This window comes from uncultured Ruminococcus sp., assembly GCF_937915125.1.
In the GTDB taxonomy this organism is placed as follows: Bacteria; Bacillota; Clostridia; order Oscillospirales; family Ruminococcaceae; genus Ruminococcus_C.
Map to the genome: position 1 here is coordinate 1 of NZ_CALDMP010000060.1, position 14,225 is coordinate 14,225.

General features: G+C 53.3%; 14 protein-coding genes and 2 tRNA genes. 7 read left to right on the plus strand and 9 right to left on the minus strand.

Annotated elements, in window-relative coordinates; genetic code table 11:
- Positions 1 to 291: 291 nt before the first annotated feature.
- From Q0418_RS05835 to Q0418_RS05850, 4 genes are all read right to left on the minus strand, one after another.
- Entirely contained in the window at positions 292 to 1,293 is a 1,002-nt protein-coding gene (locus Q0418_RS05835; RefSeq protein ID WP_298483108.1) for an aromatic acid exporter family protein, read from the minus strand.
- A gap of 75 nt (positions 1,294 to 1,368) precedes the next feature.
- The gene (locus Q0418_RS05840) at positions 1,369 to 2,970 is read right to left on the minus strand and encodes a potassium/proton antiporter (RefSeq protein ID WP_298483110.1); all 1,602 of its coding nucleotides are present in this window, start codon (positions 2,968 to 2,970) and stop codon (positions 1,369 to 1,371) included.
- Positions 2,971 to 3,008: 38 nt separating this feature from the next.
- Complete coding sequence (locus tag Q0418_RS05845) at positions 3,009 to 3,500, minus strand: ComF family protein (protein ID WP_298483112.1); 492 nt, start codon at positions 3,498 to 3,500, stop codon at positions 3,009 to 3,011.
- Between the two features lie 78 nt (positions 3,501 to 3,578).
- Complete coding sequence (locus tag Q0418_RS05850) at positions 3,579 to 3,761, minus strand: double zinc ribbon domain-containing protein (RefSeq protein ID WP_298483114.1); 183 nt, start codon at positions 3,759 to 3,761, stop codon at positions 3,579 to 3,581.
- Between the two features lie 767 nt (positions 3,762 to 4,528).
- Between Q0418_RS05850 and Q0418_RS05855 the strand changes: the two genes are divergently transcribed.
- Positions 4,529 to 5,155, plus strand: coding sequence for a GDSL-type esterase/lipase family protein (locus Q0418_RS05855; RefSeq protein WP_298483116.1), 627 nt, complete (start codon positions 4,529 to 4,531; stop codon positions 5,153 to 5,155).
- A gap of 50 nt (positions 5,156 to 5,205) precedes the next feature.
- On the opposite strand, the gene Q0418_RS05860 is transcribed toward Q0418_RS05855, so the two are convergent.
- The 4 genes from Q0418_RS05860 to Q0418_RS05875 are packed head-to-tail and all read right to left on the minus strand — an operon-like array spanning position 5,206 to position 7,480.
- A complete protein-coding gene (locus Q0418_RS05860) occupies positions 5,206 to 5,562 on the minus strand; it encodes a PadR family transcriptional regulator (RefSeq protein WP_298483118.1) in 357 nt (118 codons plus the stop codon).
- Between the two features lie 23 nt (positions 5,563 to 5,585).
- Complete coding sequence (locus Q0418_RS05865; RefSeq protein ID WP_298483120.1) at positions 5,586 to 6,554, minus strand: GTP-binding protein; 969 nt, start codon at positions 6,552 to 6,554, stop codon at positions 5,586 to 5,588.
- Between the two features lies 1 nt (position 6,555).
- Entirely contained in the window at positions 6,556 to 6,861 is a 306-nt protein-coding gene (locus Q0418_RS05870; RefSeq protein WP_298483122.1) for a biotin/lipoyl-containing protein, read from the minus strand.
- Between the two features lie 16 nt (positions 6,862 to 6,877).
- The gene (locus Q0418_RS05875) at positions 6,878 to 7,480 is read right to left on the minus strand and encodes a DUF5714 domain-containing protein (protein WP_298483124.1); all 603 of its coding nucleotides are present in this window, start codon (positions 7,478 to 7,480) and stop codon (positions 6,878 to 6,880) included.
- A gap of 466 nt (positions 7,481 to 7,946) precedes the next feature.
- Between Q0418_RS05875 and Q0418_RS05880 the strand changes: the two genes are divergently transcribed.
- The 6 genes from Q0418_RS05880 (at position 7,947) to Q0418_RS05905 (ending at position 13,159) form a co-directional block, all read left to right on the plus strand.
- Positions 7,947 to 9,311 (plus strand): uroporphyrinogen decarboxylase family protein, encoded by a 1,365-nt coding sequence (locus tag Q0418_RS05880; protein WP_298483134.1) that lies wholly within the window; start codon positions 7,947 to 7,949, stop codon positions 9,309 to 9,311.
- 95 nt (positions 9,312 to 9,406) lie between these two features.
- The gene (locus tag Q0418_RS05885; protein ID WP_298483126.1) at positions 9,407 to 10,609 is read left to right on the plus strand and encodes an NAD(P)/FAD-dependent oxidoreductase; all 1,203 of its coding nucleotides are present in this window, start codon (positions 9,407 to 9,409) and stop codon (positions 10,607 to 10,609) included.
- Positions 10,606 to 11,577 (plus strand): lipoate--protein ligase, encoded by a 972-nt coding sequence (locus tag Q0418_RS05890; RefSeq protein ID WP_298483128.1) that lies wholly within the window; start codon positions 10,606 to 10,608, stop codon positions 11,575 to 11,577. The genes Q0418_RS05885 and Q0418_RS05890 overlap by 4 nt, the downstream gene beginning before the upstream one ends.
- A 597-nt stretch (positions 11,578 to 12,174) precedes the next feature.
- Positions 12,175 to 12,831 (plus strand): orotate phosphoribosyltransferase, encoded by a 657-nt coding sequence (gene pyrE, locus Q0418_RS05895; RefSeq protein WP_298483130.1) that lies wholly within the window; start codon positions 12,175 to 12,177, stop codon positions 12,829 to 12,831.
- A 45-nt stretch (positions 12,832 to 12,876) separates the two neighbouring features.
- Positions 12,877 to 12,953, plus strand: a tRNA-Arg gene (locus Q0418_RS05900).
- A gap of 130 nt (positions 12,954 to 13,083) precedes the next feature.
- Positions 13,084 to 13,159 (plus strand) — tRNA-Ala (locus Q0418_RS05905).
- Positions 13,160 to 13,331: 172 nt separating this feature from the next.
- On the opposite strand, the gene Q0418_RS05910 is transcribed toward Q0418_RS05905, so the two are convergent.
- Positions 13,332 to 13,901 (minus strand): hypothetical protein, encoded by a 570-nt coding sequence (locus Q0418_RS05910; RefSeq protein WP_298483131.1) that lies wholly within the window; start codon positions 13,899 to 13,901, stop codon positions 13,332 to 13,334.
- Positions 13,902 to 14,225 lie beyond the last annotated feature (324 nt).

Sequence of the window (14,225 nt, forward strand, 5' to 3'; positions counted from 1 at the left end):
TCCCTCTGCACTCTCTTTCCCTTCACCCCTCACCCCCTTTCCGCACTTTTGCTGGGCACGGTAACTTGACTTTCTTCATGCTTGCTTTGACTAGAGCTTTCAGAATGCAGCCACTTCATCGATGAAATAGAGTTTTAAGTGTGCCAAGGTAGTAGGGGCGAACATTGTTCGCCCGAAAATTTCCAGAAATACTCCAACGGGCGAACACAGTTCGCCCCTACATTTTCACCGAATTTGTAGAATTGTGGAAAATACGGCGGGCGGATGATATACGCCCCTACAATAGAAATATTATTCCGCAAAAAACTGCCGCCGTTCCTGTTCCGGCAGGGAGTGATAAAACCGCTGCTTGATCTCCAGAAAAGACCGCAGTTCCGTCAGGATGCAGTAGAGTATGGCACGGTTTTCGAATTCCTCCCGGTTCTCCGGCAGAACATCACTGCGATAGGCAGCGTGCAGCAGCTCAAGCTGTTCCAGCAGTCCGGCGCAGTCATTGCACTCGTGATACTGTGCTGCGATTTCCGCCAGAAACCCGGACAAGGGCTTTGCCTGTTCCGGCACAATGGTCAGCTTAATGATCTGCCGGTAGATTTCCTGCAAGATCGTACACTGTTCCCGGCGCATGGTCACATAGCGGATATAATACAGATCGCTGCGCCATGTCTGATTTTGCAGAAAGAGATCTGCCTCATGGCGCAGTTCCTCTGAGAGACGGTCTGTCCGCTGGAAGCAGTCTGCGCCATAGCCTGTGTGATCTGTCTCCAGCAGTCGCCTGGACATGCGCTGGAGAATACCCCTGATCTCCGTATCCAGTTCCTCCTGTTTCTGCCGGATCTGCCGCAGATTCTGGGGCATAAACCAGTTGAGACAGACACCGATGCCGCTGCCAATAAGCAGAAGCAATGCCTCATTTCCTATCATGCCAAGCGACACGCCCCCTGCCGCCATGTAATGGGTCGCCATGACAGCATTGATGGGAATGGAATCCTCCATGCCCAGCCCATAGCAGATCAGCAGCAGGAGCAGCAGGACGATTCCGAATGACCAGGGCTTTGTGCCGCAGAACATGTATACAGGCGTGCTCAGCAGCGTCATGATACCGAAAGCCGTCACCCGGCGAATACTGCTGCGTACCGTTTCACGCCGGGTATTCTGTACCGTCAGCAGGGTGATGATCCCGGCAGACGCCGCATTGTGCAGTCCCATGGCTTCTGCCAGCAAGATCGCCGCCACAGCGCCTACGGCAATTTTCAACGCTTTTATCCAATTGATACTACGCCAAATGGAACCCATGATTTCTCACCATCCTTCACAAAACATCTTTGTAGAAAACGACCCCCGTGTCGTTCCCTACGATTTTAACGCCGATCAATTATGGTCATACATGACCAGCACATCCTCCGGGCAAATGACGGTGTCACCCTGGGGAATCACAGTTTCTTCCCCACGGCGTATCAGGACGATCAGTTCCTCCGGGGGCAGCTTCAACTCTGCCAGACGCTTGCCGCTCCAACCGTGTTCCGGCGGAATGGACAGCTCGCACAGCTGGATTTTCTGCATCTTCTCCTTGCAGTGTCCCGCCGCCAGCACGGCAATATCCCCTTCCTGCAAGATGGTATCCCCACGTGGCACGATGTTATCCTTGCCTCGGAGAATGGTGGCGAGGATGGTATCCGGCGGCAGGGAAAGGTTGCTCACCGCTGCACCGATCCAGCTGTTCCCCGGCTCCAGAGACAGCCGCAGCAGCTGGAGTTCTTTCTGTTCCGTGTAGTCATTAAAGGTTCTGAGTACGTCTGTGGTTTCATCGATCATACCCAGCTTTCTGGATACCAGAGGTAATAGCGTCCCCTGTAATGCAATGGAGAACAGCACCACGCAGAATACCAGATGGAACAGGTCATATTCCAGCACGGCACCCCCGGCAACGGCAGTCAGTGCAAAAATGGCGGAAGTCGCACCACGCAGTCCTGCCCAGGAGACCAGAAGCTGCTGGCGTATTTTCGAACGGAAAGGCGTCAGCAGCAGTGCCACTACCAGCGGACGTGCCACAAAGGTCAGAACCACGGCAATGGCAAGTGCCGGAAGAATCACACGCACCAGATTGGTAGGTGTACACAGCAGCCCCAGCAGGAAAAATACCATGAGCTGCATGAGACTGGTAATGCCGTCAAAGAAATGTACCTGATTTTTCTTGTTGGGTATCTTGGTGTTACCCAGGATAATGCCGGCAATATAGGCGCTCAGATAGCCATTTCCGCCCACCAGCACCGGCAGGACATAGGACAGAATCGCCACTGCAAGCATGAATACCATATCAAATCCCGATGTATCAAAGCGGAACCGGCGCAGGAAAAAGACACTGCACAGCGCCAGCAGCGCACCAATTCCTACGCCGTAGACGATCTGGGCGAATATCATGTAGAGCATATGCCCGGCGGTGATATCCGAGGTCATCATGGTCAGGATCACCGTGGTCATGAGATAAGCCACCGGGTCGTTACTGCCGCTTTCCACTTCCAGGAGCGAAGCCGTGCCGTATTTCAGGTTCAGCTTTTTGGAACGGAGAATGGAAAAGACGGATGCGGCATCTGTGGAACTGAGCACAGCACCGATGAGTATACTCTCCAGCCACGCCGTATGCAGGGCAAAGTGACAGAATACACCCATGGCAAATGCCGTCAAGAACACGCCCAGGGTGGAGAGTAGCACTGCCTTTCCGGCAACTGGTTTTGCGGCACTCCACTTTGTCCCGAAGCCGCCGTAGAATATAATGAAAATCAGCGCCACAGTACAGAGATGTTCCGTCATGGAAAAATCATCGAAGGCAATGCCGATCACCCCGTCAATACCGCAGAGCATACCCACTGCCAGAAAGGCAAGGAGCATGGGAATGCCCACCTTACTGGTCAGCTTATTGCAGAGAATACAGGCGATCATCACGAGTGAGAGAAGCAGCAGGATCAGATTCATGTTATTTCCTTTCGGTGGGAAGAGGCTCGCTTTGTATGTCAGCCTTTTGCAATTGCGTTTTCTGTTGTCATGTCGGAAGCGTTCTGGAACCGGGTGGAAGTGGCTACGACAGCTGTCACCCTTTCTGCGCCGCAGGATCTCAGCAGTGATGCACAGCGGTTCAGGGTACTGCCCGTCGTCAGAACATCGTCACACAGCAGGATCCGATAGCCTGTGAGGTCTTTCTGCCGGGCAGAAAAATGGGAGACATTTTCCCGGCGCTGCTTTGCAGTGAGCGTATGCTGCACCGCACCTCTGCCGCTGTCCAGGAGAAGGTCTGTCCGCATGGGGATTCCCGTCACTGCCGCCAGTTCCTTTGCAATGACCTCAGCGGGATTGCAGCAGCGTTTCCACTTTTTCCGCCTTGCCATGGGAACCGGAACGATACAGTCGCAGGTGCGCAGCCGGGCATCTGCCAGCACACGTTTTCCCAGCACCTCGCCGCAGTACCAGCCGAACTGGAGACTTGCGGTTGCTTTGAGGGAAATCACCCCTTGCCGGGCGGTTTTCTCATAAGCCGTGACCACCAGCGCACGGTCATATGCCAGACCAGTGCCGCAGAGACAGGTTTACGGCGGTTTTCCGCAGCCGGCACAGAATGTCTCCGCCGGAACGGCAATGGCGGCGATACAGGCATCGCAGAGATATTGTCCCCATGAAATGGGGCTGCCGCAGCAGGGACAGACGTTGGGAAAGACAAGATTCAGCAGATACATCCGGCATTTTCTGCCGAAGCGCAGTTCGTCTGGCATTGCTCCACCCCTTTCCATTGTTTCTGATTTCATTATAACATAAAATTCATGGGAATGCAAATGGGCAAAACAAACATAATTTGCAAAGAAATCAACTTTTGTTATCGGGCGGATAATATCCGCCCCTACAGTGGAATTCCGTCATGTTCGGGAACGGCGGGAGCAAGCCCCCGCCCTACGCATCTTGTTTTCAATCCAAAAGTAAAGGCAACACCGCACAAAGAGCGCCTGACGGCTTTGCACGTCATATGCTTGCATCTTTTCCGTCATATTTCACAAAAATGCTCGTGAATACACAAAGTATTCACTCCGCTTTTTGTTTCATCTGACGAAAAAACTGACGGCGCATCTGACGTACAATCTTTGTGTGGTATTGCCTAAAATTTTAGGCATGACTACATAGTAGGGGCGACCATTGGTCGCCCGTGTTTCCCCCTCTGCAAATGGTTTACCTGCGGGCGAACAATGTTCGCCCCTGCATGGGTTCCTTTATCGGGAATACATCAAATCACGGTAAGGGTGATCATTCAATATCACCTATTTCCTATAGGCATAGTATGATTTATTATACAGCAAAAAATCCCATTTGTCAACACTAAAATAACTATAATTCCGATATATTTGATAAGTTTGTAAAGATTCACGAAAACACGCCGTATTTCCACGCAATATCTCTACGTTGCCAAGAGAAAAGCAGTCTTGAACCGGCGAAAAAACTGTGTTATAATAGCCATATCACCGATCCGAAAGGAAAGAGGAGGCGTGTTATGAAAACTGTATTCTGCTTCGGCGATTCCAACACCTATGGGCTGAACCCCAGGGACAAGAGCCGGTTTGACGATGCCACAAGATGGACAGGGCTTCTGGATCAGAAGCTCCGTCCCCATGGATTCCGTGTTGCGGAGGAGGGGCTCTGCGGACGGACGACCATATTCCCCGACCGCACCCGTCCCAACCGCTGCGGTGCGGATGTACTGCCATTCCTGCTGGAGAGCCATGCCCCGGCGGAGTACGCCATAGTGATGCTGGGCACCAACGACTGCAAGACATGCTTTCACGCAACGGCAGCCCAGATCGCCGGCGGTATGCGCCGTCTGGTACAGCAGATCAAAGCCGCCGGTATTTCCCGGATCCTGCTGATCTCCCCCATTCATCTTGCCCACGGCGTAGGTGAAGTGGGATTCGACCCGGAATTCAACGAGGCATCTGTGGCGCTGTCCAGGGAACTGAAAGGGGCATATGCAAAGGCGGCTGCGGAAGAGGGCTGCCTGTTTCTCGCCGCATCTGATGTTTCCCTGCCATCGAAGAGCGACCGGGAGCATATGGACGAGACAGGGCACAAGGCACTGGCAGAGGCAGTGTTTCAGGTGCTTTTGAGAGACTTTTCAGAATAGTATCGGAAAACGCCGTCTGCCCTTAAATTGGACAAGCGGCGTTTTTCATGTCAGAGTTTCTCCCGGATACACCCCAGAAACTCATGGAGACGCTGTTCGTAGTCCGCCAGAGTCTCTTCCCATTGTTTCAGGCAGTGCCTTCCCTCCTCGGTGATATGATAAACCGTCTTGGACGGCGCACCCTCCTGTTCTTGTTTCCGGGATGTCAGCAGCCCGTTCTGCTCCATCTTTTTCAGATAGCGGTACAGCCCCGTGGGGTCAGGATATGTCCCGGTGAACATGGGGGATTCGCTCAGATGCTGGAGCAGCAGAAACCCGTGCATATCGTGATCGCACAGGATCATGAGGATCGCCGGCTGGAGCAGACGATCCATATTCCTCCCCGTACAGGAACAGGTCGTTGTCATTGTCATGCACCTCCAGAGTCATCTCAGTCATCATAATAGCACAGGGCTGCACTGCCGAAAGCTGCCTCCCATGCTTTCTGCACGGCATCCGCATAGGGCGCTGCATCCTTTCCGATGAGAACCAGCTTCTTCATTTTTTCCGTCAGGGGCACCAGATCCGGGGCTTCTTTCAGCACCACGTCTGTGCCCACGTTATCCACATGCACCGCCATACCCTCAGGGGTCATGAAAAAGCCCTTACAGCGCAGCACCTGACCGCAAAGTGCCCTGCAGAACTGCTCCATGGCTGCCATGGGATAAGTCTCCTGCATCTCCAGAATGTATGTCTCGGGACGATTCCAGGCGGTATTGCTGCTTTCACCGACATAGGATTCCGGCGTCACCATGGTCTGCATCAGTGCAAGTGGTACTTCCCCATATGTGGTATCGTAACGATACGCTGCCGGGTTCAGCTCTTTCAGCTTTTCGTGTACCTCCTCCAGCACCTGGGCGGATACCTCGTCTGTCTTGTTCACCACATGGAACATGCTCTTCATGACCTGATTCTGGGTGGGCGTGAAGAGATCGCAGAAATCCAGAAAGCGTCCGGCATCAATGAGACAGACGGCACCCCGATAGTCATAGCGGCGCTTTGTCTGTACCTTTTTCGAAGCCAGGAACTCCATCTGTTCCAGCAGATGCTCCATGCTGGAGGGATCTGCCATGCCGGACGCTTCGATGAGGAGCACGTCCACAGGCTGTTCCAGAAATGCCACCAGCGTCTTGACAAAGCCATCTTTCAGGCAGGCGCAGAAGATGGAGCCGTTGTTGATCTCCACCATTTTCAAGCCGTCCTTTTGCAGTACCTTTCCGTCAATGCCGATGCTGCCGAATTCGTTCACGATGACGCCCACACGGATCCCGGCGCTCTGCATGAGAATATTCCGCAGGAACGTGGTTTTCCCCGAACCCAAAAAGCCGGAGACCAGATAGAGCTGGATATTCTGTTCCATGTTATGCTTCCCCCTCTGTTTCGATATAGCCCAGGGTGATGCCGGCAGTGAACTCGTCATCATCCCCGATGCACTGTTCCACCAGCACGCCGTCACAGGGTGCAGTGAATTCCAGGGCTTTCTTTTCCACCTCGCCCTCGCAGACCACCTCGCCGGCTGTGACAGGCTCTCCCACTTCCTTGCGCCATGTCATGGTGCAGATCTTGTAGTGCAGCTTCACCGGCTTTGTCATACACGGACAGAGGTTGACAGCGTCCGGATCCTTTTTGGGCATTGCCTGATCCGGCACAACGATAGGTACTCTCATGGCGGCTCACACTCCTTTACTCGGCAGTATAGAACGGACATGCGTTCTTTTTGCAGGTGGGGTTACGATCCTTGTATTTACAGCTGATCGCCGCCGGCATGGGCAGATGCAGTCCCAGCCGCTGTTCCAGATACGGCACAGCTGCCTGTACGGACAAAAAGCAGGTGCGCTTACAGCAGCGGGGTCCTGCAACGGTGGAGATGGCTTTCAGGCAGATGCCAGTGAGTTCGTTGCACCACTGCCACGTCTCCACGGACATGGGTGTGGATTCTGTATAGACGCTCAGGAAAATGCCAGCGCCGATGCCGGCACCGCAGGCGCCGCAGAATCCGCAGAATCCTCCCGGCACCTGTCTGGCACGTTTCCGTGCTGTCCACAGCTCCTCCCGGAGTGTCTCCTCGTCCTTTTCCCCGGTCTCCATTGCGGCAGCGGTCAGCAGTGCCGCCGGCAGGATGAAGTGATGGTAGGGATAGTGCACAGGCACCTCCGGGTGATCCATCATCATCTTCAGAATGGCGATGACATCCTTTTTCTGCCCGGAACGGAACAGAGAGATGCACATCTCCAGCAGCTGGTCAAATACTTCTTCTTTCAGTTCGATCTTATGCGTTGTCGCCATAACAATCTGCTCCTTTTCCGGAAGTGTGGGGAAATACAGTGTTCTTTTCTTATCTCTGTATCGACCCAATATACTTTATAATCAAATGCAGACATATGAAAATAACAGATATAGTCCCCTATGAGACTTTATCTATTTCATCGCTATGCAAATTCATTATAGCACGGTGCATAGTGAATGTCAAGGCTCAGATTGTCCTAAAAAATACGGCGGAATTGTCCCTTTACAGAACAGATTTTCTGGTGCATAATAGAAATAGAAAACCGCAGCTGGAATGCTTTGCGGGAGTATGGCATTTATTTTGGTTGTCCGGTCTGATAACCCCTCCACCATTGCTGTGCAATGGTCCCCCTCCCCTTTCAGGGGAGGCTGGCACGGTGCAGCCGTGACTGAGGGGTTCAATCCTATGGCAACACCGCACTGCACCCCGGATGCTGCGGAAACTGAATTTGGAGGCTGTATCAAAATGGGAAAAGAATTGATCTTTCAGGCACTGCGACATGAAAAACTGGACAAGATCCCTTGGGTACCTTTCGCCGGCGTCCATGCCGGAAAGCTGAAAGGCTACAGCGCAAAGGAGCTTCTGACCGATGAGGACAAGCTGTACGATTCCCTCATGGAAGTACACAAGCTCTACATGCCGGACGGTATGCCCATTATGTTCGATTTGCAGCTGGAGGCAGAGATTCTGGGCTGCGATCTGCTGTGGGCAGAGTTCAATCCCCCCTCTGTTACTTCTCACCCCTGTGAGGACGGACATATCCCCTCGGATGACCAGATCCCAAAGGCAACGGAAGGACGCATCCCCATGGTACTGAACACCATGAAGCGTGTCAGGGCATCCGTGGATGATACAGCCCTGTACGGTCTGCTCTGCGGCCCTCTGACACTGGCGTCTCACCTGAGAGGCTCCGACTTCTTCATGGATATGTTCAACAACAAGCAGCTGGTGGAGGATCTCATGACATTCTGCACCAAGGTTGCCATCCAGATGGCGGACTATTACATTGACGCCGGCATGGATGTCATTGCCGTGGTTGACCCGCTGGTAAGCCAGGTTTCCCCCAAGTTCTTTGCGAAGCTGATGGGCGCACACTTCACCAAAGTATTCGACCACATCCGGGAGCGGGGCAAGTTCTCCGCCTTCTTCGTCTGCGGCAATGCCACAAAGCAGATCGGTGTTATGTGTGATACCCACCCGGATTCCATCCACGTGGACGAAAACGTCAATCTGGCAAATGCCAAGCAGACTACCGATGAATACAACATTCTCCTGGGCGGTAATATTCCCCTGACCACCACCATGCTCTTCGGTACACAGCAAGATAACATGAAGTGCGTGGTTGACCTCATCGACAGCATCGACCACAGCCAGAACTTCATCCTCAGCCCGGGCTGCGACATGCCCTATGACTGTCCCATTGAGAATACCATTGCGGTGGCACAGACGGCAAAGAATCCTGAGGAAGTCCGGGAAATGGTGAAGAATTACACCGCCGTAGAGGACGATCTGGACTCTGTGGAGATCCCCGACTATGTGAACCGGGACAAGGTGCTCATCGAGCTGTTCACTCTGGATCCGGAACAGTGCGCTGCCTGCACCTACATGGTTGCCGCTGTTGTGGATAACTTTGACGCCATCCAGGATATGGCGGAGTATGTGATCTATCAGTACAACCGCAAGGAGGATATTGCACGTACCAAGAAAATGGGCGTTGCCAATCTGCCCACCATGTGCATCAGCGGTGAGCAGAAGTATATCTCCATTATCCCCAGCAAGGAAGAACTGGTGGCAGCAGTCAAGGAAGCTTATGGCAAGCTGAACCGATAAAGCGTAAAACAGGATAAGATAACGTCAGAGAATCCATATTTCCGGGTTCTCTGACTTTGTTATTTCTACACATCAAAAAACGGAGGCGACTGCATATGAAAATCGTTATTGCGGGCGGCGGTCCGGGCGGATATACGGCTGCGCTGTCTGCCGCAGCTTACGGTGCAGAGACGATGCTCATTTCCGATGAACTGGGCGGCACATGTCTCCACCGGGGATGTATTCCCACGAAATTATTCCTCCAGGAAAAGCCCTGCCGTACCCATGCCCGACAGGTGGGCGCTGCCTTTTCTGCCATGGAACAGCAGACAGCAGCCGGGATGCAGTACCGGCTGAAAAAAAGCGGCGTGACACTGAAACAGGGCAGGGCATCCCTGACACCATCCGGAGAATTGCTGCTGGGGACGGAACATATCCCCTACGACCGACTGATTCTTGCCACAGGTTCTGTACCACGGCAGCCTGTCCTGCCCGGAGACAACGGCTATCGGTTCCTGGATCCCCTGGCGTTCCTCCACGACCCGGCATCCCTGCCGGATCACGTGTGTATTCTGGGTGGCGGTGCAGTGGGCGTGGAGCTTGCCGTGATCCTGCACCAGATGGGTATCCACGTGGCTGTTGCGGAACAGCAGGAAGAGATTCTTCCGGGGGCAGACCCTGGTCTGGCTGCACGTCTGCGGACACTGCTGGAGGAACAGGGCATCGCTTTCCATCTGGGCTGCGATACACCGGTATACCGGGATGTGATCCCCTGCTGTGGCAGAGTGCCTGTTCTGCCGGATGGTGCGCAGGCGCTGCTGTGCCGGGACGGAGCACTGGTTCTGGATGAACATTACAGGACGCTCCGTCCTCACATCTTCGCCATCGGCGACTGCACAGGACGGAGCCATGAAGCTGCGGAGGCATCCCAGCAGGCATATGCCGTCACGGACTTTCTCTTCGGGAAACCCACGCCGTACCGGGTGACTGCCCACTGTATCTATACCACCCCCAATCTGGCATGGGCAGGCACTGCCCGGCAGGGAGACAGATCGGTCAGCGTATCCTTTCCGGAGCTGCCGGCAGGACAGATCGCCGGGGAAAGCTCCTCTGTCCTGAAGCTATGCTATGCTCCGGATACCGGAGAGATCACGGCGGTTCATATTCTGTCCCGGCAAGCCGCCTTACTCATAGGCACGGCGCAGATGCTCCTACAGCAGCACACCACTGTCCGGGAGCTGTCGCCCATGGCATTTCCCCATCCCACCCCACTGGAACTATTTTCGGAGGCTGCCGCACGTGCAGAGAAAAAGATATGATCCTGATACACTCCCAACACACCGACCCGGTATACAATCTGGCACTGGAGGAATCCCTTCTGGATGGGCAGGAAAACTGCATTCTCCTGTGGCAGAATGACAACAGCGTGATTCTCGGAAGGAATCAGAATGTGTACACAGAAGTGAACCTGCCTGCCGCAGCTCGGTATCACACCAGAATTGTCCGGCGGAACACCGGCGGCGGTGCTGTCTATCACGACCTGGGGAATGTGAATTTTTCCCTGTGCTACACAGAGGGAACAGTTTCGCCGGAGGCGTTTCTCCGGTGTATCCTCACCTTTTTACAGACCCACGGCGTGCCGGCAGTCTGCTCCGGACGGAATGATATTCTGGCACAGCAGCGGAAGATCTCCGGCTGCGCTGCCCTTTCCCGGAACGGCAGAGGACTGTTCCACGGAACGCTGCTCTTTGAAGCTGACAGACAGCGTATGGATGAACTGCTCCATGTCTCACCCCGGAAGCTGGAATCCAAGGGCATTTCCTCTGTGCGCAGCCGTGTGGGTTCCATCCGACCCTATCTGCCGCCGGACTGGGATATTACCCGGTTTCTGGCGGAGCTGACGGCATTTCTCACGGCGTCCTTTTCCGCCTGTCCCGGAGCAGTGGACGAGGTGCAGGTGCAGCGCCTGATGGCGGAGAAATTCAGCACCTGGGAGTGGAATTACGGGCGCAGTCCCAGAATGAATTTCACTTCCGAAAAGCGTTATGCCGCCGGTGAGATACGGGTGGATCTGGAGATTCGTTCCGGCGTCATTCATGACTGCCGCATTTCCGGGGATTTCATCGGGAAACAGGAAATCGCCGGGCTGGAACAACTGCTGTCGGGGCAGAAATACGACATGGATGCCATGGCTGCCCTGTCCCGTTCCACAGACCTGTCCGCCTATTTCGGCGCCATGACACCGGAACAGTGGCTGGAGCTGTTGTTCCCCTTTGGGGATGCGTGAGGGGGGCTGAAATTTCTTTGACAACCAGAATTGTAGGGGATATCATCCGCCCGCCATATTCCAATAATCACGCAAATCCGGTATAAATGCAGGAGAGCTGTTGCAAGGACAATAAATCCTGGTTAGTGGGTCGATGTGGGCATCGACCCCTACAAAAAGTCGTGCGATTCGGGGAAATTTGTAGGGTGCGATGCCCACATCGCACCGTTTTTTCTGTCGGATTTTGACTGTCTGCAACAGCTCCGTTGTTGTTTCATGGCAATACCGCACAAAGATTGTGCGTCAGATGCGCCGTCAGATTTTTCGTCAGATGAAACAAAAAGCGCAGTGAATACTTTGTGTATTCACGAGCATTTTTGTGAAATATGACGAAAAATATGCAAGCATATGACGTGCAAAGCCGATAGGCGCTCTTTGTGCGGTGTTGCCTCATGTGTATATCCGTTTTGGGTTGCGGCGGAAAGGTATGCGGGCGAACAATGTTCGCCCCTTCGATGTTCCGAATTTTCCTCTTGACAGCGCTGAAAAAAAACGATATAATAAAAGACAGAAAGCAGCCGGATGTGTTTGCGGCTGAAAGGAAAAAGGAGAATCCATATGACATACAAAGAATCATTCCTGCGGTTCATGGTGGACTGCGGCGTGCTGACCTTCGGCAGCTTTACCCTGAAAAGCGGCAGACAGGCACCCTATTTCATCAATGCCGGAAATTATCACAACGGCGCCCAGCTCATGGAACTGGGACGGTATTATGCTGCCTGCATCCAGGAGCACAATATCCCGGTGGAGACTCTCTTCGGACCGGCATACAAGGGGATTCCCCTGGCAGCTGCGGCGGCTGTGGCGCTGGCGGACAAGTACCAGAAAACCGTGAACTTCTGCTTCGACCGCAAGGAGGTCAAGGATCACGGCGAGGGCGGTATGTTCGTAGGGAAACAGCTCACGGACGGCGAAAAAGTGGTCATCATCGAAGATGTCATGACCTCCGGAAAGGCAATGGCTGAGGTTTACCCCAAGCTCAAGGGTGCCGCTGATGTGGACATTACGGGCATGGTCATTACCGTTGACCGCATGGAACGTGCGCTGGAGGGCAACCAGTCTGCGGTACAGGCTGTCTATGAAAAATACGGCGTGCCGGTCTATGCCATTGTTACCATGGAAGATATTATCCAGGCGATCCGTGACGGCATTATCCCCGGTCAGGAGCATCTGGATGCCATGCTGGCTTACCGCAAGGAGTACGGCGTATCCTGATTGCAGCCCATTCATGCACATTGCCGGGCACACGCCCGGTACGATGTTCCTGTAGCTCAGCTGGATAGAGCGGCCGCCTCCTAAGCGGCAGGTCGGGTGTTCGAATCACCTCAGGAACGCCATTACACTTCGATCTGTTTTTTTGGCAGAAAATACTTGACAATTCATACGGTTTATGGTATCATATGTCTATCAGAGTCGTTCAGCATCTGGGCGTGCAAAAAGATGCTGAACAGGCTCTCAGATCGTTTCGGGGCATTAGCGCAGCTGGGAGCGCATCACACTGGCAGTGTGGGGGTCAGGGGTTCGAATCCCCTATGCTCCACCAGAGAAATACCACGTGGTTTCGGTAGTTTTCCGGGATTGCGTGGTGTTTTGTTTTTGTGAAAAACTTAATTTGTGCGACGTTTGTGCACCAATGTTTCAAAAACAGACGAAAAGTCGCAACAAAATACAACAAAGGAACCGCCCCGGAGTGATCCGACAGCGGTTCCTTTTGGTTATCCGGCAGTTTTCTTTTGGTACTCTATGAAATCATGCAGCCACTTTGGCAGCTGTTCTGCCTGAGGAATCATATCGCCGTTTTGATAAATGGCAACTTCCCGAAAGCCGTTCTCATTGTCATAGAAATGCACTTCATCACAGTACGGCAAAACTTCTGCAAGGTCAGCAAACCGCTTCTCATAACGTCTGAGAACGTCATGTTCCGGAATATTATGCCCGCCTTTGCGAACACGGTTTGCAATGCGATACAGGCTTTCTTCTGCGGTGCTGATACCAACATAATACAATCGAATGAAGTAGTTTTCTTCTCTGGCTTGCTGAATCGTCCGTAAGGTCCGCCGCCCGGAGAGTGTTGTCTCCTGTGAAAAATTGATCCCTTTTTGCAGGCATTCCTTCACTTTGGCAATAGCATTTTTCCCGGCTGTCAGACGATCGCAGTGCTGCTGTACAGCGATCGTATCCGGGTCAATAATCATTCCCATATCAGACAATTGCCGCCGCAGAACGCCGGAAAGGCTGCTTTTTCCTACACCGTTCACACCGCCGATTATGGTATATTGTTTCATGCAGTTTCCTCCTATTCCAGAATGTCACCCAGCTCTGACTGACATTTCCTCCACCTCGTTTTGCCGGAACCGGGGTACTTTTTAATTGTATCCCCCATTCTCACGCTACCCATATTATAACACAACACGATCACAATTACAAGGGCATAGACAAGCGATGCACGCAGATCAAGTTTTGTGAAATATTGGTTATTGTAGGAGCGACCATTGGTCGCCCGTTTCGGTTTGCCTGGATTTTTGGCGGGCGACCTTGACCTTTTCGTTTTATCTGAGGCAACACCGCACAAAGAGCGCCTGACGGCTTTGCACGTCATATGCTTGCAT